Origin of the sequence: Streptomyces sp. NPDC046925 (genome assembly GCF_040644915.1) — a bacterium.
Lineage (GTDB): Bacteria > Actinomycetota > Actinomycetes > Streptomycetales > Streptomycetaceae > Streptomyces.
The window spans coordinates 1-24,094 of the sequence record NZ_JBEYWZ010000024.1; the positions used below are offsets into that span (position 1 = coordinate 1).

Sequence of the window (24,094 nt, forward strand, 5' to 3'; positions counted from 1 at the left end):
CAACGGAGAAGCAGGCCTCCTGGACGTCGCCTTCGCCGCCCTGGACTGCATCCCCGGCATGAAGGGCCTCACCAGCCTCCGCGGCCTCGCCAAGGGCATGAAGGGCCTCAAAACCGGAATGAAGGGCCTGGCCCTCGGCGCCAAGGGCCTCGGTAAGGGCACCCGTGCGATGGGTCGGCAGATGAAGAAGCTTTTCACCTGCGGAGACCCCATCGACATGGCCACTGGCGAGATGGTCATGTCTGCCACCGACGTGGCTCTACCCGGTGTCCTGCCTCTTCTTCTGGAACGCCACCACCGCACCTCCACAAAGGCTGGCCGATGGTTCGGGCCGAGCTGGACCTCAACGCTTGATCAGCGTCTCATTCTCGACAAAGACGGCGTTCGGTTCATCAGCGACGACGGAATGGTCCTTCATTACCCGGTCCCGAACCCTGACGAGCCGGTCCAACCTGTCGAGGGGCCGCGCTGGCCACTGTTTTGGGATGGCGTCCCGGGGTCTGCAATGACCCTCCGCCAGCCGGAAAATAATCTCGTTCTGAACTTCAAGTCGGTGCCAGGGTGCTCGTCGTCCGAGCTTCCTCTTGCAGGCATGTCCGACCGCAATGACAACACCATCGCGATCAGCTACGGACAGAACGGTGAACCGCAAGAACTAGTTCACGATGGCGGCTATCGAGTAGGCGTCTCCACTGATCGAGGTCGTGTCACTGCCTTCACGCTTCTCAATGACGCCGATCAGCCAACACTCCTCCGCTATGCATACGACAACCGAGGGAATCTTGCCGAGATTTACAACTCTTCAGGGATTCCACTAAGGCTATTCTATGACGAACGTCGCCGAATCGATGGCTGGGAGGATCGAAATGGGACCTGGTATCGCTATGAATATGATGACGATGACCATTGTGTTCGTACAACCGGAACGTCCGGCATCCTCGACTACACCTACGTCTATAACACCGAGACGAATACCACCCTCGCTGTAAATTCCTTGGGACACACCACCACCTATCAATTCAGTGAGGCCCTTCAGCTTCATGCCGAAACGGATCCCCTTGGTCACACCACGACGCGCGAGTGGACCCGCTTCGATCAGTTGCTTTCTCTTACCGACCCGCTTGGCCGCACCACCTCGTACAATTACGACCTTGATGGAAATCTAACCTGTGTCACCCACCCCGACGGGGCGGAGGTCGTAGCCGAATACAATGAGTTGGGGCTACCGGCGAGGATTATTGATCCAGACGGTGTGCAGTGGTTGAGAGAGTATGACGGTCACGGGAATCTTACGAGGGAAACAGATCCTATCGGTGCAACGACGGAGTTGGATTACGACGATCGAGGTCATCTGAAGGCAGTGACTGATGCTCTGGGAAACACGCATGGCTTCCTTAATGATGCAGCAGGGTTGATTATTTCCACTACGAGCCCACTATCGGCCGTAACTCGAATCAGACGTGATTCATTCGGCCGTGTGTCATCAGTTTGTGAACCCTCTGAGGAGGAGACGCGATATGGCTGGACACTAGAAGGGGAGTCGGCGTGGCGCATCGACCCCGACGGATCGGAATCGCGTTGGACGTACGATGCTGAAGGAAATCTGCTTGAGCACGTTGACCCGGAATATGGAGTCACGCGATACGAAGTTGGTGGGTTCGATCAGCCCAGTCGCAGAGTAGATCCAGATGGGCGGATGAATGAATTCACCTACGACACCGAACTTCGCCTGACGAGTGTCACGACGCCACTCGGAACCTGGGTATACGAATATGACGCTGTCGGCAATCTTGTCAGAGAGAGCGACTTCAACGGCCGACCCGTTCACTATCAGTACGATGTGGCACGTCAACTCATCGCTCGTATCAACGGTGCCGGACAACGAGTTGAGTACGTATACAACCCGCGCGGTGCTACCGTTGAACAACGCGCCGGCGGGAAAGTCACCTCATTCGAATTTGACGTGAACGGGGTGATGATGCGTGCGTCCAACTCTGAATCAGAAATTGTATTCGAGCGGGACGTCTGTGGTCGCTCGCTAATTGAGACTTGCAATGGCCGCATACTTGAACGTGCCTACGATGGCCTGGGGCGTACAACTCTCCTGCGCACGCCAAGTGGCGTTTCAAACGAATGGACTTGGGGCCCAGGTGATCGTCCCGTGAGTCTTCAAGTTGCCGGACGCACTCTCACATTCGACTACGACACCGCAGGTCGTGAACTGGAACGACGTCTCGACACGGGTGTTACGTTGCGTCAAGAGTGGGGAACCGAGAACAGGCTCACGGCCCAGTCCTTGATCAATCCGGAAGGAGCGATCACCAAGCACCGCCAGTTCAGCTACCGAGCGGACGGTTATCTCACAGGAATCAGTGACTCGGGGAACGAATTCAGAAACTTCGCACTTGATTCCCAAGGGCGAGTTACTGCCGTCGATGCCGAATCATGGAGCGAGGACTATGCCTACGATGCCGCGGGTAACCTAAGCCGGGCCGTATGGGCAGATGGAACTGCCGGTACCGAACCTCAAGGGTCACGCAGATATGAGGGATCGCGTCTCCGGGAGACTCGCCGTGATCGCTATGAGTACGACGGCCAGGGGCGCGTGGTCCGACATGTCCGGAAACTTTTGTCGGGTGGGCGGCACGTCTGGAGCTACACGTGGGATGCGTACGACCGGCTCACGCATGTCATCACTCCGGATGGACGAAGCTGGCGCTACCTGTATGACGCGCTTGGACGTCGCATAGCGAAACAGCTCCTGGCCGATGACGCGGAGACCGTCTCTTCTCAAACCATATTCACTTGGGACGGGAGCCGACTCACAGAGCAAGAGCAGTTCGCGGAGAATTTGGAGAAGAGCACGATCACTTGGGGGTGGGAGCCGGAATCGCATCGCCCAATTACCCAGGTCGAACGCAGAGGTGCACGGGATATCTCGCAGGAGGAGGTCGATGAGCGATTCTTCGAAATTGTCACAGACCTTGTCGGTACTCCAACGGAACTTGTGGACGATGTCGGCGATATAGCTTGGCGTAGTTCGTCCAACATTTGGGGTAGTCCTATTGGGGACTCTCGCTGCAGCCATACTGATTGCCCGCTTCGCTTCCCTGGTCAATACTATGACGCCGAGAGCGGACTCCATTACAATCTGTTTCGCTACTATGACCCAGCCATCGGTCGATATTACACACCCGATTCGCTAGGCCTTGCTCCGGCCCCGAACCCGTACAGCTATCCAGTCAACCCTCTTCTCTGGGCTGATCCGCTCGGACTCACCCCCTGCGTAGCCAAGCAGCTCTCGAAGAGGGCATCTGACATACACGCACAAGCTGGGCATCCGATTGCTAAATCAAAATCTACGGTTGCCGTTATTCGAGCCCGGACCCCTTATGGCGAAATAGATGTCGTGGCTGGCAGCGGTCGTGGCCTCAACAAGACACAGGAGGGTATGCTTCGGAGAGGAGAACTGCTTGCGGATAACATTGACGGAATTCATGCAGAACAAAATGCGATGCTCCACATCATCAAGAACGGCTGGACCCCTGTCGCGGGCGGTGCTTCACGAAGCGTATGCGATGAATTTTGTGCACCACTGATCCGTGCATCTGGCGGGCGAATTACAGGCGACGTATTTCAGCGTGAATCCGGGACAAAGATTAGGACCTTCCTGTGGTAGATCTTCAGCATCGACTCACTGCTTTCGTGGAGAATGCATCACCCATCGCGTGCCAAATTTTTCTGGCAGGCTGTGTCGAGCGCGCATCAACGTCATTCTTCTGGGGTCTGAGCGGCAAAGAAGGACGCTCACAAGATGCCGACGTATATCTTTCGTCGTTGGATTCCTTGTGGCGGATTGGCTCGGAAACAGCAGGAAATTCCGAATATGAAGAGATTCGGCAACGGATCTATGCCTTTCCCGAGCTGATGCAGGAGGATGAGCCATCTGGAGTCGACGCCTACGTCTCAGATGCGCTATCAGCTCTATATTATGCGTACTCCTACATGGCGACTCGCGATACATCATGGGTCGAATATACCTCCTCCTGCCTGGTGGATTCTGCGCACTTCCTGGGTCGGGCGACAGGCAGTGGGGACTCTACTTGGGAATCCGAGGTCGCTGAACAACTCGAATACATCGATCTACTTTCATCCGATGTGGGAGCGGCCATCGCCTCGGTCGCCACGTTGAGGGAGAAGGCGCAGACGGTGGGTCGAGATCGAGTGGCACTTCTTCAGACGCTGAGCTTCAGGTGAACTGCGTCTGGTGATGGTCACGGAAGTCTGGGGGAAGTCAGAGTGTTCGGGTCGACCTCCGTCGATCCGACGGTCAAGATTCAGGCCGTGAACGACGGGTTCGACACCCTCCTGATCCTCAGAAAGCAGGAAACCGTTAACGCGGTGGATGTATCAGGGCCCGATACCGAGGGGGTGGACCTCCGATTGCTGTACGACGGAGTTGATGTATTCCGCACACCAGCAAGCCAGTTGCTCAAAATGTTTGGGGATCGCGGATATCGGATCGACGCCGCCGCCCCGGAGTCTCCTGCCGTCCTGGATCGCACCATCGCCGTCATACGCTGGACCTCGCAGGACGTCCCGTTGGACCCGGATGACGGGGTACCCCTCTACTTCACCTCGGCCCTTGTCTCGAACGAGAACCCGACATGGTGATGGCACGGCACTGGTACGCATCGGCCCCGGTCGTGGACGGCCTGCATCTGTTGGACGTTCCGGGCTTCTGGGCCGCTCATCTCGCGGATCTCAGCGAAGGCTTCCCGACGGAGGCGTTCGGTGTCGATGCCGCGGATGCCGGTGCCGCCCTTGAGCGGCTGCATGACCAGTCGGCCTGGCCGGTGTTCACCGTGCCGCTCGCCGGGGGCTTCGTGATTCTCTTGCATTACAACAGCGGCGAGGAGTTCACGACTACGGACTACTTCCTCATGCATCGGGACTGGTCGGCCTCCCGTGCCCTTGTCCTCACCTCCGGCGACCAGGACCGCATCGGCCCCGGCCTCTGCTGGCCGGAGCTCGCGGCCCTGCTCGACGCCCCAGCAGAAGCCGCCGGAGTCACCGATCCGCACGCTCGGTTGCTCCTTCTTCTCCCCGTGCTGGGAGACGCGGACGCGCCGCTCGCGGCCGTGGACGCCGTCGTCGAAGCGCTGGTCGCGCAAGGTGCCCCGCCCGACTGCGACGGCTTGGCCGCCCAGTTGCTGAAGGGCCACCCCATGTGGGGTGCCGAGACCTGGACGTACGACACCGATGAGCGGAGCTGGATCTGCGACGGCGAGCACAGCCCGCGGCAAGAGCCTCTCGGGGAGCGCTTGCCCGAGGTGCAGCGGGCCGCGCTTGAGACAGTGTTGGGCGGGTGAGGCTTGGAATGGGTGAGGCGCGAAATGGGTGAGATCTTGAAGAAGATGCGGGGGCAGCGGCGGCAGCATTTTGCGGGAGATGTGTTTGTTCTCCAATTGGAGGACGACAGCTACCGTTTCGGCCGAATTGTCAAAGTGGCCGACGACACCCGGGAGGCGCGGTTTCCCGGCGGCATCCTTGCGTACATCTACGACATTCCCTCGGTCGATCAGACCCCTGACCTCGCGCAGCTCACCCCCGACCGGCTGCTCATGCCGCCCTTTTTCACCATGGGCTGGGTTTGGTACAAGGGCTACTTCCGAACAGTGACGCACGCGGAATTGAATCCGGGTGATCTGTTGAAGCAGCACTGTTTCTACGACGCGTACTACAAGGACTACGTCGACGAGAACGATCGCCGTATAGGCGAACGTGCCGACCCCTGCGGCGTCTTCGCTCTCTCCAACTTCGAGTTCTTCCAGCACGAAGTTGACGAGGCGCTTGCCGGTCGGCCCATCGTGGGCCGTCTCGTAGGTCGGCAGCGGGCAGGAGACGAGTAACGCGGGCGGGGGAGTCTCAACCCCCGAGGGGTGCGGGCCTGCTCCCCGCCCGCGTGATCAGCGCGGCGGCTCAGGCTCAGCGCCGCCCCATCCCCCGCTTAACCTTCTTCCCCCCAGCCGACTCGTCCAACGTCTTCCACAGCTTCGACGAGCTCACCGACGTATAAACCCCCGGAGCCCCCTGCGCCCCGCACCCGTCCCCGTAAGAGACCACGCCGATCTGGATCGGGGCCCTGCGGCCGGGGACGTTGCGGAAGATGGGGCCGCCGCTGTCGCCCTGGCAGGAGTCCTTTGTTTCCACGCCCGCGCAGAAGTTGACCTTTGAGTCGTACTCCCCGTAACTCGTGCCGCATTCCGTGTGCGAGAGGATCGGGACCTTTACCTGGCGGAGGCGGTCCGGGGTGTTGGGGAGGTCCGTGTCCGTGTTGCCCCAGCCCGCGACCGTGGCCTTCTGGCCGGGGCGGATCAGGGCGTCCGTGCCCTGGGTGGGGAGCGCGATCGGCGCGATTCCCTTTACCGGCTTGCTCAGTTGGATGAAGGCCACGTCGTACGCCTCCTGGCCCTTCAAGTAGCGGGGGTGGACTACCACCCCGTCCCTCGCCACGTTGCGGATCTGGCCCTGGCCGGACTTGGAAAGGACCGTGCGGCCTACCGCCACCTGGAGCTTCTTCGGCTTCAGGGGCTTGCCCGCGTCGTTCACCAGGCAGTGCGCCGCCGTCATCACCGTGTCCGCGGTGACCAGGCTGCCGCCGCAGAACTGACGGTCAAGCGCGCTGCCGGAGCCCTTGTCCAGCACCGCCGCCATGAACGGGTAGGCGTCGTTGGAGACTTCGGTGCCGCCGATGATCGCGTGCGCGGCGGGGGTGCCGGCGGCCAGCAGGGCGAGCGTCGCCGTGGCTACGCCGGCCGCCGCCGCCATGGATGTGCGTGACGTCGCCGTCGCGGGTGAGGTGCGGCGGACGTACGAAGGAAAGGAAAGTCTCATGGGGGTTGAACTTCTCTTTCGTGCCGAATGTGGGCAGAGCAGAACGGAATAGAATGGAATAGAACGGAACGGAACGGAACAGAACCGGGAAATCACGTGCGGTACGCGACTCCTGCGGATCTCGGCGTTCCGGATGGTGAGAGGGGAGAGCGCGGGGCGGGGTTCATTGCGTGTGGCGGGGAACCAAGAGGGCCCACGCGAGCGCCGTATGCCCGTAGATGGCCGAACTCTGCCCAACCGGGAACCACTCCTGCCCCTCCCCGCGTCATCCGTGCGGCTGATGGAGCAGCTGTTCGTCGGCCGTCGGACAACGGGTGTTCCTCATCACCGCACCTCGCGGCACCTATTGAGCAAAGAGCAAATATTCGCGTACGCACATCATCATCTCCACCTGGAATCCCGGAATGCGTGGGAACCATGGAGTACGGATTGCGCGTGGGTAACGATGGCGGGAGCGGGCCGCAGCAGTCTCAACGCGCCTTGAGGGGCTTATGTGCTGCTGATACGGTGCGATGACTTGACACTGCGCCTGGGGCTGAATAGCCCGCCCGAGGCGGGCGAAGAGAGTCGCGAGTGTCTGAAAATGACCGAATCTTCTTGGGCGTACGGGGAGCAGTTGCGTGAAGATCCAAGAGCGTACGGGGGCGGGCAACAGCCGTTCCGCCGCACCGGTTCAGCCGGCGGTCGGTGAGCGCCTTCCCGCGCCGCCTCGCGAGCGCAAACCGGCACTCGCCGCCCTGGCCGTTCTGCTCATCCTCGTCGGCGCCCTCGGCGCCACCGTCCTCGTGCTGCGCGCGGGAGACCGTGTGGAGGTCGTGAAGGTGACGGCCGAGATCCCGGCGGGCGAGACGGTGAGCGGCGACAACGTCACCTCCGTCATGGTCGCCGACGACGCGAGCATCAACTACATCAAGTGGGATCAGCTCGACCAGTTGAGGAAGCTCAAGGCCACCAACACCATCCCCAAGGGCGCCGTGGCCGTCGGCGAGATGTTCTCCAGCAAGGGCGGCCTTCCCGCGGGCAAGTCCGCGGTCGGCGTCTCCCTCAAGGAGGGGCAGTACCCCGCGTCCGGCCTGAAGGCCGGCGACACCGTGGACGTCTACCAGGTCGGCGACGGCGCCTCCGGGTCCGGCGACAAGGGCAGCAGCGGCTCCGCCGGATCGAGCGCGAGCGACTCGCCCATCGTCTCGGGCGCCCGCGTCAGCACCGTCGCGGACAAGAGCGACGCCACCGTGAGCACCGGCGCCCTCGGCGTCACGCTCCAGGTGGACACCGCCGACGCGGCAGCCGTCACCAGGGCCGCTTCCGCCGGTGCCGTCTCCCTCGTCCAAGTGTCACCCAACGGCAACTAGAGGCGAGTAGAAGAGACATGGCGCTCATTGCTCTCGCTGCCGACAAGGGATCTCCCGGAGTCACCACCGCGGCCGTCGCGCTCGCAGCCGTATGGCCGCGGCGCGTGCTCGTCGCGGAGACCGACCCCGCGGGTGGCGACCTGGTCTACCGCAGTGCCGCCGCGCACGGCGGACCGCTCAACCCCAACACCGGGATGCTCAGCATCGCGGCCACCGCACGCCGCGGCCTCGTGCCCGACCAACTCTGGGACCACACCCAGCCGTTGAGCGGCGGCCTCGAGGTGCTCGTCGGGCTCGGAGTGGCCGAGCAGGCCGCCGGGCTCGCGGGGCTCTGGCCGACGCTCGGCCGTGCCTTCTCGCAGCTCGCCGACTCCCCGAACGCGCCCGCCGACGTCATCGCCGACTGCGGTCGCATCAGCGGGGACACCCCTGCCGTCGAGCTCTTCCCGCAGGCGGCCCTCGTGCTGCTCGTCTCGCGGACCGAGCCCGAGGCCATCGCGCGCGTACGTGACCGTGCCGCCGCCCTGGCCACCAAGCTGCACGGCGGATCGCGCGGCGCCGCGTCGCTCGCGACCCCGCTCATCGGCGTACTCCTGATCGCGGACCCCTCGACGTCCGCCAAGCTCGTCCACCAGGTCAACGACATGCTGATGGCCGCGCAGACCGGCGCCCGCGTAGTCGGCACGCTCGCCGAGGACCCGGCCGGAGCCGAGCAGTTGGCGGGGCGCAAGCGCGGGCGTCTCGACAAGTCCATGCTCATCCGCTCGGCCCGCAAGGTCACCGTCGACCTGTACCAGCAGTACGGCGCCGCCTGGGCCAACCCGAACGCGGGCGTCCAGGGCACGCACGGCGTGCACGGGGCGGGTACGCACGGGGCAGGCCGATGAGCGTTCCCGTCGATCACCAGCTCGTGAAGCGGTTCCGGCAGGACGCCGGTGACCGCATCGCCGAGCAGCGCCGCCTGGACCAGGTCTCCGGCGTCACCCCCATGTCGGGCGAGGACGAGCGGCAGTACGCCCGCGCCGTCATCGCCCAGATCCTGGAGGAGTACGCCCGGATAGAGATCAACGCCGGGCGCACCCCACTGGACGCCGACACCGAGGAGAAGTATGCGGCCGCCGTGCACGCCGCGCTCTTCGGCGTGGGACGGCTCCAGCCGCTGCTCGACGACCCGGACGTCGAGAACATCGACATCAACGGGTACGACCAGGTCTTCGTCGGTTACGCCGACGGCCGCGAGGTCAAGGGCGACCCCGTCGCCGAGACCGACGAGGAGCTCATCGAGCTCATCCAGATCCTCGGCGCCTACTCCGGTCTCTCCTCGCGCCCCTTCGACTCCGCCAACCCGCAGCTCGACCTGCGGCTGCCCGACGGTTCGCGTCTGTCGGCCGTCATGGACGTCACGCGGCGCCCCGCGCTCTCCATCCGACGTGCCCGCATGGGCAAGGTCTTCATGTCGGACCTGGTGGGCAACGGCACGATCACGCCCGAGGTCGCGCACTTCATGGCGTGCGCGGTGCGGGCCCGCAAGAACATCATGATCGCGGGCGCGACGAACGCCGGTAAGACGACGCTGCTGCGGGCGCTCGCCAACGAGATCCCGCCGCACGAGCGTCTGGTGACCGTCGAGCGGGCCCTTGAGCTCGGCCTCGACCAGTACGCCGACCTGCACCCGAACGTCGTCGCGTTCGAGGAGCGCCTGCCCAACTCCGAGGGCCAGGGCCAGATCTCGATGGCGGAGCTCGTGCGCCGATCGCTGCGTATGAACCCGTCGAGGGTCATCGTCGGTGAGGTTCTGGGCGACGAGATCGTGACGATGCTCAACGCGATGTCGCAGGGCAACGACGGCTCGCTCTCCACGATCCACGCCAACAGTTCGAGTGAGGTCTTCAACCGCATCTCGACGTACGCCCTCCAGGCCACCGAGCGGCTGCCCATCGAGGCCAGCCAGATGCTCGTGGCCGGAGCCGTCAACTTCGTCGTCTTCATCCAGCGGCGCAACAACTACCAGACCGGCGGCAAGCTCCAGCGCATGGTGACCTCGGTTCGCGAGGTCAACGGCGTCGACGGCCGCGTCCTGTCCAGCGAGGTCTTCGCGGAGGCCCCGAACGGGCAGATCGTCGCGCACGCGCCGATCGCCTGCATGGACGACCTGGCCGTCTTCGGCTACCGCCCCGCCGGGCAATGGGGGTGAGCACGACATGAACTCACTCGGCTCGATGGGCGGCCTTTTCTCGCTGCCCGTCCTGTACGCACTGGGCTGCGGCATCGCGGTCGGCGGTGGCATCGCGGTCCTCGCGATCGCGCTGCGCGGCCTGCCGGTCAAGCCCGAGCACGAGAAGCAGCGGGCCAGCGAGCGGGCGAGCGAACTCATCCGGTTCGCGGGCCAGCGCGGCTCCATGGCCATCGGCGTGGGCCTCGTGGTGCTGCTGCTCACGCGGTGGGCGGTGGCGGGCATCGCGTCCGGCATCCTCGTCTTCTTCTGGGACAAGCTGTTCGGCGGCGCGAAGGAGGAGCGCGCGCAGATGAAGCGCGTCGAAGCCCTCGCCGCCTGGACGGAGTCCCTGCGCGACACCATCGCGGGCGCGGTCGGCCTTGAGCAGGCGATCCCCGCTTCGGCGCGGGCGGCGGCTCCCGTCCTGCGTCCGCACCTGGACGCCCTGGTGGACCGCCTGCGTGCGCGTACGCCGCTTCCCGAGGCCCTTCAGGTCCTCGCCGACGAGATCGACGACGCGTCGGCGGACATCATCGTGGCCGCCCTCATCCTGAACGCGAAGCTGCGCGGTCCGGGTCTGCGGCAGGTCCTCGGCGCCCTGGCCAAGTCGGCGCGCGAAGAGGTCGACATGCGCCAGCGCGTGATGGCGCAGCGCGCGTCGACGCGGCGTTCGGTGCAGATCGTGGTCGCGGTGTCGATCTCGTTCGTGCTCGGCCTCTCGATCTTCAACCGCGACTTCGTCTCGCCCTACGGCACGGCGGTCGGCCAGCTCGTGCTCGCCTGCGTCTGCGGCCTGTTCGCACTCGGCTTCTGGTGGCTGCGCAAGCTCTCGACGGTGGAGACCCCGGACCGCTTCCTGGTCAAGGACGAGCCGGGCGTGCAGTTCGTACGTCCGCGGGGTCCGGGTGCTTCGGTTGCCGGTGCGGGCGAGCAGGCGCCGCTGACGGGCCAGGCGGGCCCGTACGGCCAGCCTCAGCCGGGTCAGCAGCAGCCGGGTCAGGCCTACGGGAATCCTGAGGGGGTACGTCGATGAGCCTGACGATGCCGATAGTGATCGGCGCCATCATGGGCCTGGGCATCTACGCCCTCGTACGGGCCCTGATGCCTTCCAAGCGCAGCGCGGTCGCGACGGTCGCGCGGATCGATGCGATGCGGGCGCGGGGGGCGGCGTACGAGTCGCATCGCGCCACGTCCGACGAGACCAAGGGCGACGCGGGCCGGTTCGGTTCCGCGCGTGCCCGGGTGGGTGTGCGCGTCGCCGAGTTCTACTTGCAGCAGGGCTGGGAACAGCGCTCGCTGCGGGCGGACCTGGCGGTGCTCGACCGCAGCTGGGAGAAGTTCCTGGCCACGAAGACGCTCCTCGCGGCCACGGGTGTCTTCTTCGGACCGTTCCTGTTCGCTGTCATCTGGACGCTGGGGGTCGGCAACAGCCCGATCATCCCGGTCTGGCTGGCCCTCATGTTCGGCGCACTGTTCTTCTTCCTGCCCGACCTCGAAGTGCGCAGGGACGCCGCGAACAAGCGGCGCGACCTGCGCCGCGTCATCGGCGCCTATCTGGACCTGGTGTCGATGAGCCTGGCGGGCGGGCGGGGACTCCCCGAGGCCCTGATGGCCGCTGCGGAGATCTCGGACGGGTGGGCGACGCGGCGCATCCGCGCGGCGTTGGCCGATGCCCGGATCACCGGCATCAGCCAGTGGCAGGCACTGGGCACCCTCGGCGAGGAACTGGGCGTCGAGGAGCTCAAGGATCTGTCGGCGTCCCTGGCGCTCGTGGCGGACGACGGCGCCAAGGTGCGCGAGTCGCTCGCCTCGCGTGCCGAGACGATGCGGCACCGCGAGATGGCCGAGATCGAAGGCAGCGCGGGCGAGAAGTCCCAGTCGATGCTCGTCGCCCAGCTTCTCCTGTGTGCCGGCTTCCTGGTCTTCCTCATCTTCCCGGCGGCCATGCGCGTGTTCCAGGTCTAGCGAACTCTACGGCGATGGACGGGCCGGCGGACGGCGGCGGCCCGGGACCCTTCCCCCCACTCCTGAAAGGACAACTCACCATGAACGGACGGAACTTCAGCACCGGCAACCCCGGTCTGGACCTCGTGATCACCTTCCTGCAGGGCCGCGTGCAGCGTGCCCGCTCCGGCGAGCTCGACCGTGGTGCGTCCGCGGTCGAGTGGGTCATCATCTCGGCGGTCGTCGTGGCGATCGTCGGCGTGGTCGCCGCGATCATCAACGAAGCCCTCGGTTCGGGCGCCAAGAAGGTCGGCGAATGCATCAAGGGCGCGGACGCAGGCAGCACCTGCTGATCGGTCAGTCGGCCGATCCATCGGTTACCGGGTAGCGAAGGCGGGGACGAGTGCGCGGGTGCGTGAAGCGATGGGTACGCCGCAGGGTGGAGGCAGCCTCCACCCGCGGTGAATCCGGCATGACCGCGATCGAGTTCGTGCTGCTCACTCCGGTCCTCTTCTTCATGATCTTCGCGACGGTGCAGTTCGCGCTGTACTTCTTCGCGGACCATGTCGCCCAGGCCGCGGCCCAGGCGGGCGCACGCAAGGCCCGCGCGACGGCCGACGAGAATCCGGGCGGCTGGCGGGGCAACTCGCGCGACGTGGTCGACGCCTACATCCAGCAGTTGGGGCCGCAGTTGGTGATCGGCCCCGACGTGAAGATGATCGAGCCGAAGGCGAACACCGTCGGGGTGGAGATCACCGCGAAGGTTCCCTCGGTCTTCCCCGGCCTCGACCTGACGGTGCACGCGCAGTCGTCCGGTCCGGTGGAGCGGTTCGTGCAGGACGGGGAGGGCGGCTGATGGAGAACGTACGGGTACGTACTGCTCTGCGTCGGTGCCGCGGCCTCGACTCCGGGACGCGTGACCGGGGGCTCTCGACCATCGAGGTGGTCATCCTCGCCCCCGTGATGATCCTCTTCATCCTGGTCCTTGTGGCCTTCGGCCAGCTCGTCGACGGCCGCGGCGCCATCGACGGGGCGGCGCGCGACGCGGCACGCGCGGGCTCGATCCAGAAGGACGCGGGCACGGCGATGGCCGAGGCGAAGGCGGCCGCGGAGGCCGACCTCGCCGACGTCTGCTCTGGGCCGGTCAGCATCAACAAGACCAGCAACGGCTTCAAGGCCGAGATCGACCCGTTCTTCACGGTCGAAGTGAGCTGCCAGATCCGGGGGTTGGACATGATCGGCCTTGACGTCCCGACGACCCTGAAGGCCAGCTTCAGCTCCTCGCTCGACCCGCTCCGGAGGTCGGCGTGAGCACCACCGCCTCCCTCCTGCGCGCCTGGCTCTCGGCCCGCCGGGAACGCCTCGACGACCGCGGCTCGGGCGCGGGCGCCGTCATCATCTTCGCTCTCGTCTTCCTCTCCCTCTCGGCCTTCGTCATCGACGGCGGCATGTCCATCTCCAAGCGGGAGCGGGCCGCCGACATCGCGGAGCAGGCCGCGCGGTACGCGGCGCAGGACATAGACCGCGAGGGCATATACGAAGGCGCCAAGGGAGCGCCCATCAATTACGAGAACTGCGGCGCACGCGCCCAGGCGTTCGCCCGCGAACTGGGCATGAGCGGCCCCGACGTGGCGGCGACCCACTGCGTGACGGCCAACGCCCAACAGGTCGAGGTCGAGGTCCAGATGACCTACAGCCCGGTCTTCACCGGAATGTTCTACGGCGGCGACGTGACGGTACGGGGCAGCGCGATCGCGGAGAACGAGGTCGGCTGACCGCCGCGCACCTTACGGCCGGGCGTGCTGCGCGGCCGTCATACGGCGTTGTGCAGGGTGAGGCGGTAGCCGTCGGGGTCGGAGACGGTGAACATGCGGCCGAAGGGGCCGTCCGCGGGCTCCGCCTCGGGCTTCGCGCCGCTCTCCGTCACCGCCTTGTGGAGGGCGTCCACGTCGTCCACGGCGATCCACAGCGTCACGCCGCGCCCTGCCGTTCCGGGCTCCGGCGTGATGTCGGTACGCAGCGCCATGAAGACCGGCCGGGAGGCGATGAGCTGGGCTCCGGGCGGGCTGGTCGGGGCGGCGGGCAGGCCCAGGGTTTCGCAGTAGAAGGCGCGGGACTTTCCCAGGTCGCTGACCTGCAGGGATACAAAGTCCACGCCGGTGGGGGCGATGGTGCCGTCGGCCGTGTCGGTGGTGCTCTTGGGGGTGGTGGCCATCGGGACTCTCCAAGGCGATCGGGCGGTCAACCATTAGGGCGCTAATGGTCGCCAACGTAGCATGCGGTCCATGGACGACGCGCACTTCGACCCATCGGTCTCGCTCGGATTCGCCGTCAAGCGCCTGCAGCAGGCCATGCGGCGCGAGATGGACGCCAGGCTGGCCGCACACGGGCTCACCATGCCGCAGTACTCGGCGCTGAACCTGCTGGCCAGGACCCCCGGCATGAGCAACGCGGAGCTGGCAGGGCGGGCCTTCGTCACGCCGCCCACCATGCTGCGCATCATCGACGGCCTGGTCGGCGCACGGCTCGTCCACCGTGCCGACATGACCGGCCGCCACCGCACCCTGTCCCTCACCGAGCAGGGCACCGCCACTCTCGCCAAGGCGTCCGCCGAGGTCGATGGCATCGAGGACACCCTGCGCGCCAAGGTCGACTCATCGGATCCGGAGCAGTGGCGGGAGATCCACGCGTGGCTCACGCGCGCCGCCGAGGCGTTCGAAACCCCGCTTGAGGAAGCCCCCTAGCCGACCGGGCGGCAGAGCAGCGGCTTCTCCAGTTCCGAGCAGGGGCGGTGGCCGTGCACCGGGAGGCTGTCCTTGCCCGCGCCCTCCGTGAGGTAGCGCAGGAATCCCGCGGCCACGGAGTCGGCGGGCGGCTCGCCGTAGGTGTAGGCGAACTCCGTCTGCCAGTACGGGTACGCGCCCGCGTCCGCGCCCTCCACCGTGGCGGGGTAACCGGCGATGCGGACCTGCTGGATGCCCTCGTGGGCGAGCGCGGCGCCCGCCTCGCTGTGGCCGAGGGCTCCGGGGATCGACGCCACGTTCTCCAGGAGGGTGTCGGTGTCGCCGACCTCGCAGCGGCCCGGCTTGCTCCGGTCCATGCCGGCGCAGTCCCCCGAGGTGACCTCGAGGAGTTCCTTGTCGGCGAGGACCTGGTGGACGAGCGTGGAGCGGGTGCCGGAGCCGGGGTGGCGGCTGACGAGGTGGACGGGGACGTTGTTGCCGTTCACCTGGCGCCAGTTGGTGATGTCCCCGGAGTAGATCTGGCGCAGCTGCTTGAGGGAGAGATCCTGGACACCGGCGTCCTTGTTGACGGCGAGGGTGAAGAGGGAGAGAGCGACGGGGCGGGGCAGGAGCTGGGGGCGGCCGTCGCCCTTGGCGCCGTCGGTGAAGGCGAGCCGGTCGGCGAGGCCGGGTCCGGTACTCGCGCTCTCTCCCTTGGCTCTCCTCTTGCCCGCCGCCTCCAGTGAGTCGAGGCCCGCGACGCTGCCTTTGAACGTGTCGTCCGTGATGGTGATGCGGGCGTCCGTGCACTTCGCGACGTACCGCTTCGCCGCGTCGGCGACGGCGGCCCTGAACGCGGTGGATCCGGAGAGGGTCAGCGTGCCCGCGGCGCAGTCCACCGGGGCGGCATGGGCGGGGGCGTCGTCCCTGGTGAAGGAGGTGAAGGACTGGGCGGCGGCGACGAGCACCAGGAGCGCGATGAAGACCATGACGGGCTTCGAGGCGAAGGTGTGGCTCTCGGTCTTCTTGATCCGCCCGCCGCGTACGCCGCCCTTTATGCCCGCGATGACCACGGGGTCGGGGAAGTCCTGGCCGGCCGGGAAGTCCCGGTCGCGTTCCAGGACGGCGAGGACCTTGTAGTGGGTGCCGCGGTTGAGGGGTACGCGGGGCAGCTCGATGTGGCCGTCGTCCATCCGCAGGCCGGTGGCGTCGTCGAAGCAGGGGCGCAGGTAGTCGTGGCTGAGCTCGGTGACGACCATGCCGTCGACGCGGCGGCCGGGGAAGTTGATCCGGATGCCGACCTGGTCGTCGTCGCGTACGACGTAGTCGGTGGCGTCGATATGGGTCCAGCCGCTGTTCTGGATCCTGAGCAGGACGAAGGAGGGGTCGAGGAGGGAGGTGTCGTTCTGCTGCATCTGCCGGAGGACTCCGGCGTGCGGGTGGGTGTCCGCGTTCTTCGCGGTGGTGTCCATCTGTACGCGGTAGCCGAGGCGTTTGCGCCCGGCGAAACCGAACTCCCACAGCGCGGCGCCGACGGGTATCGCGAGGCCGAGGACGGCGACCATCGACTCCCAGGAAAGACCACTCATCACCGAACCGACCCCCGTTTGTCCGTACCCCGTTGTGGGGGTGGGGCCAAATTACGAGGGAGGGGGTGGGGCTACGAGCCAACGCCCGTGCTTTCAGGCAGAGTTCACGCACCGGCCACTCGGGGGCGGGTGGCGTTCACCGGTTGTTGGGGGAGGGGGCGCGGGGCTGCGGCGCGGGGCGTCCGGCGTACAGCGCTCGGCGTCCGGTGTGCCGTGTACGGCGTGCGGTGTGCCGTGTACGGCATGCGGTGGATCAGCGGGGCCGCCGACTGGTCGCCCTCTAGCGGCCCTCTAGTCGCCCTCGCCCTTCCCCTTGCCGCCCTTGCCGCCCTTGTCCTTCACACCCTCGGAGACGTCCTTCGCCAGCTTGTCGTCGAGCTTCTTGAACTCGCGCACGACCGCGTCGGACATGTCGGCAAGGGCGTCCAGCTGCTGGGTGATGTCCTCGCGGCCGTCCTCCCAGTTGGACTCGAAGTCGTCGAGCGCGTCGTACACACCGCCGTCGCCGATGTCGTCCTTGTAGGACTCGAACGTCTTCTTCGTCCGGTTCATCCGATCCTTGACGGACCGCAACCGGCCCCCGTAGTCCTCAAGATCGCTGAGCGGAAGCGCGAGGTCGCTCTTGCCTTTACCACCCATGCCAGTTCCCTCTCAGCTCTGTCGAAGGTGCGCGCTGCGGAACGCCCCGGCCAGGTCGAGGACGGGCCCTGCCCTCCGGAGACGATTATGACCTGCTCCGTGGTTCCGGGGGCGGGGTTATGCGCGTGGGGCGGTGTCCGGCCAGTCTGGGCCGGTCAGTGTTGCCGTCAGGCGGTTCTCCTCCTGGGTCACTGCGACGTCCATGCCGGTTGCGGCGGCTGTGGTGAAGGCCGCTGGTGGGGTGGCGGTGAGGAGGAAGGTGAAGTGGAGGGTGAACGGGGGTGTGTCCTCGGCCGGGATTCCGTCTGCGTCCAGTTGGAGGTTGGCCCGCCACGCCGCCTGGCAGAGGACCGAGACGAAGCAGCCGAGGAATTCGGCGCCCAGTAGGCCGTCCGCCCTGTCGATCAGGATCGCGGCGTCCCGTGAATCACCCCCGTGGCCGTGCCAGTCGTGGAGGCAGTCCACCAGTGCGTCCCAGTTGTGGCCGAAGTAGGGCGGGAAGCCGAGCTGGCGGGCGAAGGTGGCGAACAGGGCTTGCGGGTCACGCAGTTCCTCGCCGTTCAGGCGGATTACTCGGCCGCCCTGCCTCTGGAGCTCGTCCGTCTCGGTGCTCAGCCATGGGTCGTCGTGGCGTGCGAAGACGACCCATGGTGAGCGGCGTTCGGTGAGGGTGGCGTGCGTGCGCATGGCGTGGAGCCCTGATCAGCGGTTGATCGACTGGACTTCCTGGACGTCCATGTCCTGGGTGGTCTCGAAGGTGCCGTCGGGCATCGTGTCGCCTGCGCCGCCCGTGCCTTCCCAGGAGATCTCCCAGGTGATCGACGCCTTCAGCTCGTACGGCTTTCCGTCGGTCGCCCGGAGGTATTTGATGCCGCACGGCGGATCCTGCTTCGGCCTGCCCTTGGCGTAAGGCGTACCGATGCTGCCGTCTTCGTTGATCTTGCATTCGCCGGATGCGGGGAAGGTTTCCGCGTCGTCCGTACCCGGCTCCAGGTGGAGACTCTTCGGCTTTGCCGTGGTCTCTGCCCAGAGCGGGGTGTTCGGGAGTTCCGCGCGGACCTTGACGTCCTTGAATGTCCCCTTGTCCAGCCAGGCCCAAGTAGGCAGATTCACCGTCGACTTGGCTTCGGGCTTCAGCTCCACCTTGGTGTCGGGCACCTTCACCTTGTCGTACGCGTACTCGGCGAGCATCTTGGGCGTCGGCGCGTTCGGGTCGTCCGGAATCTCGCCCGCGTCCACCCAGAACATGATGCGGCCGCAGTCCCAGGACTTGGGGTCGGAGGGGTCGGGAGCGACACCGCGCCAGAAGTAGCCCTTCTTCCCCTCGTTGTAGTCCTTGTAGCCCTCGGCGACGCTGTTCTTGGGGGAGTGGAGGTCGAAGTTGTCCTCCGGCTTCCCGTCGCGGTAGTGGTCGGTCCAGAGGCCGTTGCCGAACCAGGACTGGTGGATGCCGACGTCACCGCCGCCGTCGTTCTCCGCGAAATCCTTGAGCTGCGCGGGGGTGAAGGCCGGCTCGTACCAGCAGGCCGGCGGCTCCCAGTTGGGGTCGATGGGCGCGAGATTGCCCTTCTTGCCGTTGCCTCCCCCGCCGCTCACGTACTTGATCTTGATCTGGGAGGTCTTGGCCGACAGGTTGCCGTTGTTGTCCGCGCCGCCCTCGACCGGGGCGGGAGGTGGCTGCGTGGTGCCGCCGGGGATGTCGTCGGCCCGCGCTGTTCCTGCGGTCCCCAGCGCCAGGGCGGCCACGCCGGCCGCCGCGAGCCACTGTCGTACGCGAAGGTTCCTGGTCATCCGCGGCATTCCTTGACCCTCCCCTGGACCTCGATCGTCTGCGCTTTCCACACCTTGGCGTCACCCTGCGGCGGGCTCATGAGCACGCTGTACTTCTGGTAGCTGTCCAGCGATTCCTTGCCGTAATGAATCTTTTCGCCCTTGATGTCCTTGCTGAACGACTTCGCCTGGTTCCGGCAGAACGTGACGAGGACGGCCTTGCCGTCGCCCAGCTCGGTCGCCTCGGACTTGAAGTAGCGGTCCGTTCCCGTGGGGACCCAGCCGCCCTTGATCCAGGTGTTGATCTGGGTCTTCGCGTACTTGGCGGCCTGCGCGGACGAGTAGTACTTGTAGGCGGGGTCGTCCGCGTCCTGCTGCGCGATGCCGTGCTTCAAGGCGCGGATGTAGTTGGCTGCGTTGTCGACCGCCGCAGCGTGCTTCGGGTCCGACGGCTTGCTGAAGTCGAAGATCAGCTTCAGGTCCTTGGGCACGCTGACGTCCGGTCCTTCGCCATCGGTCGAGGGTGAGGCCGACGGCTTGCTCGATCCCTGCCCCGCACCCTCGATCTTGTCCGAGGAGTCCTCGCTCCCGCCGCTTCCACAAGCGGTCAACAGCAGAGCCGCGCCTGCCACCAGCGAGGTCACGACGGGCATAGTGCGACGGGCCACGGTTGCAGTCCCCCAGAGTTCGGCATGTGTGCAGGCGAGAATGAAGCTGAATGACGCTACCAGGCGTGGGTTACCAGCACTGGTGGGCCTTGTGAAGGTTCTCGCGTTCTGTGCGGTGACGGAAGCGAACGGTTCCAAAGTGCTACGGGGGCGCAGCGATTCCGTGCCGGAACTGTGACTCGCGGGGATGAATGCTGTCCGGGGCGGGGAATCGCGGCCCGGAAGCTCTACAGGGGGAGCGGTACGTACGTGGCAACTCGGGGAGAAACGGGCAACTGGAGAAGCCCGGTGGTGCCACAGACTGCCCCGGAAGCCGCTGCCCCTGTCTGACCTTCGGACCCTTCCGTACCATCGCCTCAGTACGCTCAGCTGATCTCCCTTGATCCCTATCCGCTCCCTCTCAGAGGACAACAGGACACCCGCCATGGCGCGCACCACTTCAAGTTCGACAGGCGGCCCTTCGGCTCCACGGAATCGGACGCCGCAGCCGCTGCCCCGGCGTCGACGTACGGCCGGGGACTTCGTCAAGGCGTTCCTCGCCTTTGTCGCGTTGGCCGTGCTCGTCTTCGGCGTGCCTGGCGCCCTCGCGTTCACCGTGGGGTGGCCGCTTCCGGGCGGTGCGCCCTCTCTCGACTGGTTGCAGCAGGAGATCACGGTCGGGACGTTCATCAACGTACTGACCGTCGTCGTCTGGCTCGCCTGGGCCCAGTTCACCGCCTGCGTGCTGGTCGAGGTCAAGGCCGCGCTCTCCGGCGTGGGCATGCCGGGCCGCGTACCCGGCGCCGGAGGCAGCCAGATCCTCGCCCGGCAACTCGTCGCCGCCCTGCTCCTGGTGGGCGCCACCGCCGCCAGCTTCGCGCCGGGCCTCTCGCAGTTCGGGCAGTCCCTGGAAGGGAATCAGAAGCCCGCGTCCGCCGCCTCCGCCCAGCAGACCCCCGGCGGTCTCTTCGGGCAGGAGCAGGCCGGGAGCGCCGCCAGTGCCGTCGCCGAGCAGGCCGAGCAGGCCGCCGCGCACGCGGGCGGCAGCACCGCCAAGGACGGGGACACCAAGTACTACCGGATCCAGCCGCCCGAGGGGCGTCACCACGATTCGATGTGGGAGATCGCCGAGCGGCACCTGGGAGACGGCCGCCGGTACAAGGAGATCTACCAGCTCAACAAGGACCGTGAGCAGCCCGACGGGTCCCGCCTGTCCGAGGCCAGCCTCATCCGGCCCGGCTGGATCATGGAGATGCCCGCGGACGCGCACGGCGGCGAACTCGTCGAGATGCCCGACGAGGCGCCCAAGGTCTCGCAGGACGTGAAGGAGCAGATCTCCGACTACGCCAAGTCCGGGGACCACCAGCAGGGCGGTGGCGCCAAGGAACAGGGCGGCGGCCAGCAGGGCGGCGGAGCCAAGGAGCAAGGCGGTGGCTCCGTCGACCGTGACACCGCGCACATCACCATCCCCGAGCAGCGCCCCTCCGAAGGCGCCGGCGCCGGGCACGGCCAGCAGGAAGCTCCCGTCGCGAGCAGCGGCAGCGAGTCCGAAGGGTTCTCCTTCGGGCTGCCCGAAGCGCTCATCGGTGCCCCTCTCCTGGCCGCCGGTCTCCTCGGCGCCCTCGGCCGCCGTCGCCGCCACGCGCTGTGGCAGTCGGCCATGGGCGCCGTCGGCGGACGCCGCGGCATGGAGCCGCCGACGCCGACCGGGGACGCGGCCGACGTGCAGGACGCGCTGCTCGTGGGCGCCGACCCCGAAGGCGTACGGCTTCTCGATCTGTCGCTGAGGGGGCTCGCCGCGTCCCTCGCCGAGGAATCGCGCGCCCTGCCCACCGTCTACGCCGCCTGGCTCAGCAACGGCGATCTGCACCTCCAGCTCGCCCAGCCCGCCGGACGGCCGCCCGCTCCGTGGCAGTTGGGTCAGGACCAGACGTTCTGGATGCTGGCCCGCACCGACGCCGAGCGGTACGAGGACGTCGACACCGCCGCTCCCTACCCGGGCCTCGTCAGCCTGGGCACGCTCGACGACTCGCGGCTGCTGCTCAACCTCGAAGCCGTGCCCGGTGTCGTGTCGCTGAGCGGCACCGAGGCCGACCGCGCCGCCGTCTTCGCGTCCGTCGCCGCCGAGCTCGCCACCAACGGCTGGTCGGACCGCATGACCATCACCCTCGTCGGCTTCGGGCAGGACCTGACGCCGCTCGCGCCCAACCGGCTGCGCCACCTCGACGACATCGAGGCGCTCATCGAGACGATGGAGGCGGAGACGCGGCAGCGGCGGGGGGCTCTCGGGGCCGCCGGGCATGACTCGGTCCTCACCGGGCGTACGGGGCCTGCCCAGCACACCCGCTGGGCGCCGCACCTGGTGCTGCTCGCCGCCGAGCCCACCGGCGACGACGCCGTGAAGCTCGCCGAGCTCGCCGCCGACGCCAGCCGCCTCGGCATCGGCTACCTCGTCGGCACGGAGTCCGGCGACCTGCCGGGTGCCGCCTGGGAGATGGAGATCACCTCGCAGGGCAAGCTGCTCGCGCCGCTGCTCGGGCTCGAGCTGGAGGCGCAGGCGCTGCCCGAGGCCCAGCAGCGGGCCGTCGTGGAGCTCTTCGTCGACGCCGCACCCGAGGGGGAGGGAGGAGCCGGTTCCGGTCGTACGGGCGCCACCCCGCCGTTCCTCGTCGACGTCACCGAGCAGGGGCGGCCCGCGGTGTACGCGCGCCTCGTCGGTACGTACGAGATCATCGGCCTCGACACGCCGGACGGTGACCGCAGCCCGCTGATGCACGAGGCGCTCGCGCTGCTCCTGCTGCACCGCGAGGGCGTGCACCCGCGGGTGCTCTCCTCCGCGCTGTGGCCGCGCGGTGTCACCGAGGACGTACGCGACGCGCTCGTCGAGCGGCTGCGGGAGTGGCTCGGCACCGAGCCCGACGGGTCGCCGCGGCTGCGGGCCGACCAGAGCGGGCGGCTCACGCTCGCCAAGTCCGTCGTCTCCGACCTGGACGTGCTGCGGTCGCTCTACCATGAGGCGACCCAGGGGCGCGGCGCCAACAGCCGTGCCGTACGCGGGCGGATGCTCACCGACGCCCTGGTGCTCGTACGCGGGCCGCTGCTCGAAGACCGGCCGCAGGGGCGGTACGGGTGGCTCACGCACGAGATCATCGACGCGCAGCTGCCGCTGCTCGTCGCCGACATCGGGCTCGCCCTCTCCGAGTTCCACCTGGAGAAGGGGCGTGCGGAGAAGGCCATCGAGGCGTTGAACGCTTCGCTGAATTCCGCGCCGGGGGATGAGCGGCTCTGGAACGAGTTGCTGCGGGCCACGCATGAGGTGGGGGATCCTGTGCGGCTTCAGCAGGTTGCCGCGGATCTTGTCTCCCGGAGTGGGGCGCGGGGCGTGCCGCCTCGTACGGAGGCGCTGCTTGATGAGCTGCTTCCCACCTGGCGCAGTGGGCTCACCGCTGTGAGCTGACGCCCGCTTCATCGGAACCCGGCATCCAGGCGTTGTGCCCACCCGTTCCGCCCTGCGGAACGCCTGCCCACAACGGGGGACGGACCTCTTGTACGAGACGCTCATCATCGGCGCCCTTCTCTGGGGCGCCGTCGCGGGGCTGTTCGTGCCCCGTGCCGTCTACCGGCTCTCCGTGCCGCCCGACGAGGCCTGGCGTGCCGAGAGCCCCGGGGGAGCGCCCCTCAGGTCGTGGGTGGGGCTCGCCCGGAGCGCGCGGGGCGAGTGGTACGGACCCCGGACCACGACCGTCGCCCTCGCCACCGCCCTCGTCTGCGCCGCCCTCGCCGCCGCCACGGGCACGCGGCCCGAGCTCGGGGTCTGGCTGCTGCTCGCGCCCTTCGGGGTGCTGCTCGCCGTCGTGGACTTCGGGGTGCACCGGCTGCCCGACGTCCTTACCCTGCCGCTCGCCGGGGCCGCGCTCGTGCTCCTCGGGGGCGCCGCGTTGTTGCCGGAGCACGCCGGGTCCTGGATCCACGCGCTGTACGGGGGGCTCGCGCTCGGCGGCGCGTACTTCGTGCTCTTCCTCATCAGCCCGAACGGCATGGGCTTCGGGGACGTAAAGCTGGCGCTCAGCCTCGGGGCCGTCCTCGGCTGGTACGGGTGGGGCGCGGTGCTGCTCGGCACGTTCGCCGGGTTCCTGCTGGCCGCGCTGTACGGCGGATTTCTCGTGATCGCCCGCCGCGCCGGGCGCAAGACGGCCATCCCGTTCGGGCCGTTCCTGATCGGCGGGGCGTTCCTCGGGCTCCTGGTCGGGGCGTACGCCGCCTGACGTCGGGTGACGGAATCGGCTGGCGTACGCTGAATCAGTCCGTCCAGAACCCT

The 24,094-nt window shown here is 67.0% G+C and carries 24 protein-coding genes; 17 read left to right on the plus strand and 7 right to left on the minus strand.

Annotated features, from left to right (window positions below; all coding sequences use genetic code 11):
• Positions 1 to 58 precede the first annotated feature (58 nt).
• From ABZ906_RS45025 to ABZ906_RS45045, 5 genes are read left to right on the plus strand one after another with little or no spacing between them, the layout of a single operon-like run.
• The gene (locus tag ABZ906_RS45025; protein WP_361393046.1) at positions 59 to 3,679 is read left to right on the plus strand and encodes a DUF6531 domain-containing protein; all 3,621 of its coding nucleotides are present in this window, start codon (positions 59 to 61) and stop codon (positions 3,677 to 3,679) included.
• 26 nt (positions 3,680 to 3,705) lie between these two features.
• On the plus strand, positions 3,706 to 4,257 hold the full coding sequence (locus ABZ906_RS45030) for a hypothetical protein (RefSeq protein WP_361393048.1): 552 nt from the start codon (positions 3,706 to 3,708) through the stop codon (positions 4,255 to 4,257).
• 42 nt (positions 4,258 to 4,299) lie between these two features.
• Positions 4,300 to 4,674, plus strand: coding sequence for a hypothetical protein (locus ABZ906_RS45035; protein ID WP_361393050.1), 375 nt, complete (start codon positions 4,300 to 4,302; stop codon positions 4,672 to 4,674).
• Positions 4,668 to 5,372 carry a hypothetical protein gene (locus ABZ906_RS45040; RefSeq protein ID WP_361393052.1) on the plus strand — a complete coding sequence of 235 codons (705 nt, stop codon included), beginning with the start codon at positions 4,668 to 4,670 and terminating at the stop codon, positions 5,370 to 5,372. The genes ABZ906_RS45035 and ABZ906_RS45040 overlap by 7 nt, the downstream gene beginning before the upstream one ends.
• Positions 5,373 to 5,396: 24 nt before the next feature.
• Positions 5,397 to 5,912, plus strand: a complete 516-nt coding sequence (locus ABZ906_RS45045; protein WP_361393054.1) for an immunity 26/phosphotriesterase HocA family protein — start codon at positions 5,397 to 5,399, stop codon at positions 5,910 to 5,912.
• A gap of 76 nt (positions 5,913 to 5,988) precedes the next feature.
• Here ABZ906_RS45045 and ABZ906_RS45050 read toward each other — a convergent pair whose 3' ends face one another.
• The gene (locus ABZ906_RS45050) at positions 5,989 to 6,897 is read right to left on the minus strand and encodes a serine protease (RefSeq protein WP_361393056.1); all 909 of its coding nucleotides are present in this window, start codon (positions 6,895 to 6,897) and stop codon (positions 5,989 to 5,991) included.
• Between the two features lie 620 nt (positions 6,898 to 7,517).
• Between ABZ906_RS45050 and ABZ906_RS45055 the strand changes: the two genes are divergently transcribed.
• The 9 genes from ABZ906_RS45055 to ABZ906_RS45095 all read left to right on the plus strand — a co-directional run bounded on the left by ABZ906_RS45055 (position 7,518) and on the right by ABZ906_RS45095 (position 14,183).
• Positions 7,518 to 8,249, plus strand: a complete 732-nt coding sequence (locus tag ABZ906_RS45055) for an RcpC/CpaB family pilus assembly protein (protein WP_361393058.1) — start codon at positions 7,518 to 7,520, stop codon at positions 8,247 to 8,249.
• A 17-nt stretch (positions 8,250 to 8,266) separates the two neighbouring features.
• Positions 8,267 to 9,136 carry a hypothetical protein gene (locus ABZ906_RS45060; protein ID WP_361199816.1) on the plus strand — a complete coding sequence of 290 codons (870 nt, stop codon included), beginning with the start codon at positions 8,267 to 8,269 and terminating at the stop codon, positions 9,134 to 9,136.
• Positions 9,133 to 10,443: an ATPase, T2SS/T4P/T4SS family gene (locus ABZ906_RS45065; RefSeq protein ID WP_361199813.1), complete on the plus strand. Its 1,311-nt coding sequence runs from the start codon at positions 9,133 to 9,135 to the stop codon at positions 10,441 to 10,443. Before ABZ906_RS45060 ends, ABZ906_RS45065 begins: the two co-directional genes overlap by 4 nt.
• 7 nt (positions 10,444 to 10,450) lie before the next feature.
• Complete coding sequence (locus tag ABZ906_RS45070) at positions 10,451 to 11,497, plus strand: type II secretion system F family protein (protein ID WP_361393060.1); 1,047 nt, start codon at positions 10,451 to 10,453, stop codon at positions 11,495 to 11,497.
• Positions 11,494 to 12,429, plus strand: a complete 936-nt coding sequence (locus ABZ906_RS45075; RefSeq protein WP_361393062.1) for a type II secretion system F family protein — start codon at positions 11,494 to 11,496, stop codon at positions 12,427 to 12,429. The genes ABZ906_RS45070 and ABZ906_RS45075 overlap by 4 nt, the downstream gene beginning before the upstream one ends.
• An 80-nt stretch (positions 12,430 to 12,509) precedes the next feature.
• Positions 12,510 to 12,761, plus strand: a complete 252-nt coding sequence (locus ABZ906_RS45080) for a hypothetical protein (RefSeq protein WP_249588426.1) — start codon at positions 12,510 to 12,512, stop codon at positions 12,759 to 12,761.
• Between the two features lie 50 nt (positions 12,762 to 12,811).
• The gene (locus tag ABZ906_RS45085) at positions 12,812 to 13,264 is read left to right on the plus strand and encodes a TadE family protein (RefSeq protein ID WP_361199804.1); all 453 of its coding nucleotides are present in this window, start codon (positions 12,812 to 12,814) and stop codon (positions 13,262 to 13,264) included.
• Positions 13,264 to 13,719 (plus strand): TadE/TadG family type IV pilus assembly protein, encoded by a 456-nt coding sequence (locus ABZ906_RS45090; protein ID WP_361199802.1) that lies wholly within the window; start codon positions 13,264 to 13,266, stop codon positions 13,717 to 13,719. Before ABZ906_RS45085 ends, ABZ906_RS45090 begins: the two co-directional genes overlap by 1 nt.
• Positions 13,716 to 14,183: a pilus assembly protein TadG-related protein gene (locus tag ABZ906_RS45095; protein WP_361199799.1), complete on the plus strand. Its 468-nt coding sequence runs from the start codon at positions 13,716 to 13,718 to the stop codon at positions 14,181 to 14,183. Before ABZ906_RS45090 ends, ABZ906_RS45095 begins: the two co-directional genes overlap by 4 nt.
• A gap of 38 nt (positions 14,184 to 14,221) precedes the next feature.
• On the opposite strand, the gene ABZ906_RS45100 is transcribed toward ABZ906_RS45095, so the two are convergent.
• Complete coding sequence (locus tag ABZ906_RS45100; RefSeq protein WP_361393064.1) at positions 14,222 to 14,623, minus strand: VOC family protein; 402 nt, start codon at positions 14,621 to 14,623, stop codon at positions 14,222 to 14,224.
• Positions 14,624 to 14,693: 70 nt separating this feature from the next.
• Here ABZ906_RS45100 and ABZ906_RS45105 point away from each other — a divergent pair, with 70 nt between their 5' ends.
• Positions 14,694 to 15,152 carry a MarR family transcriptional regulator gene (locus ABZ906_RS45105; RefSeq protein WP_361393066.1) on the plus strand — a complete coding sequence of 153 codons (459 nt, stop codon included), beginning with the start codon at positions 14,694 to 14,696 and terminating at the stop codon, positions 15,150 to 15,152.
• On the opposite strand, the gene ABZ906_RS45110 is transcribed toward ABZ906_RS45105, so the two are convergent.
• From ABZ906_RS45110 to ABZ906_RS45130, 5 genes are all read right to left on the minus strand, one after another.
• Positions 15,149 to 16,720, minus strand: coding sequence for a substrate-binding domain-containing protein (locus ABZ906_RS45110; RefSeq protein ID WP_361393068.1), 1,572 nt, complete (start codon positions 16,718 to 16,720; stop codon positions 15,149 to 15,151). The two genes, ABZ906_RS45105 and ABZ906_RS45110, sit on opposite strands and share 4 nt — an antisense overlap.
• A 291-nt stretch (positions 16,721 to 17,011) precedes the next feature.
• Positions 17,012 to 17,359: a hypothetical protein gene (locus ABZ906_RS45115; RefSeq protein ID WP_361199788.1), complete on the minus strand. Its 348-nt coding sequence runs from the start codon at positions 17,357 to 17,359 to the stop codon at positions 17,012 to 17,014.
• 117 nt (positions 17,360 to 17,476) lie between these two features.
• Positions 17,477 to 18,046 (minus strand): barstar family protein, encoded by a 570-nt coding sequence (locus ABZ906_RS45120; protein ID WP_361393070.1) that lies wholly within the window; start codon positions 18,044 to 18,046, stop codon positions 17,477 to 17,479.
• Between the two features lie 15 nt (positions 18,047 to 18,061).
• On the minus strand, positions 18,062 to 19,159 hold the full coding sequence (locus ABZ906_RS45125; RefSeq protein ID WP_361393072.1) for a hypothetical protein: 1,098 nt from the start codon (positions 19,157 to 19,159) through the stop codon (positions 18,062 to 18,064).
• Complete coding sequence (locus ABZ906_RS45130) at positions 19,147 to 19,797, minus strand: hypothetical protein (RefSeq protein WP_361393074.1); 651 nt, start codon at positions 19,795 to 19,797, stop codon at positions 19,147 to 19,149. The genes ABZ906_RS45125 and ABZ906_RS45130 overlap by 13 nt, the downstream gene beginning before the upstream one ends.
• A gap of 424 nt (positions 19,798 to 20,221) precedes the next feature.
• Between ABZ906_RS45130 and ABZ906_RS45135 the strand changes: the two genes are divergently transcribed.
• Positions 20,222 to 23,233, plus strand: a complete 3,012-nt coding sequence (locus ABZ906_RS45135) for a BTAD domain-containing putative transcriptional regulator (RefSeq protein WP_361393076.1) — start codon at positions 20,222 to 20,224, stop codon at positions 23,231 to 23,233.
• Between the two features lie 88 nt (positions 23,234 to 23,321).
• Positions 23,322 to 24,041 carry an A24 family peptidase gene (locus tag ABZ906_RS45140; RefSeq protein ID WP_361393078.1) on the plus strand — a complete coding sequence of 240 codons (720 nt, stop codon included), beginning with the start codon at positions 23,322 to 23,324 and terminating at the stop codon, positions 24,039 to 24,041.
• The last annotated feature ends 53 nt before the right edge of the window (positions 24,042 to 24,094 follow it).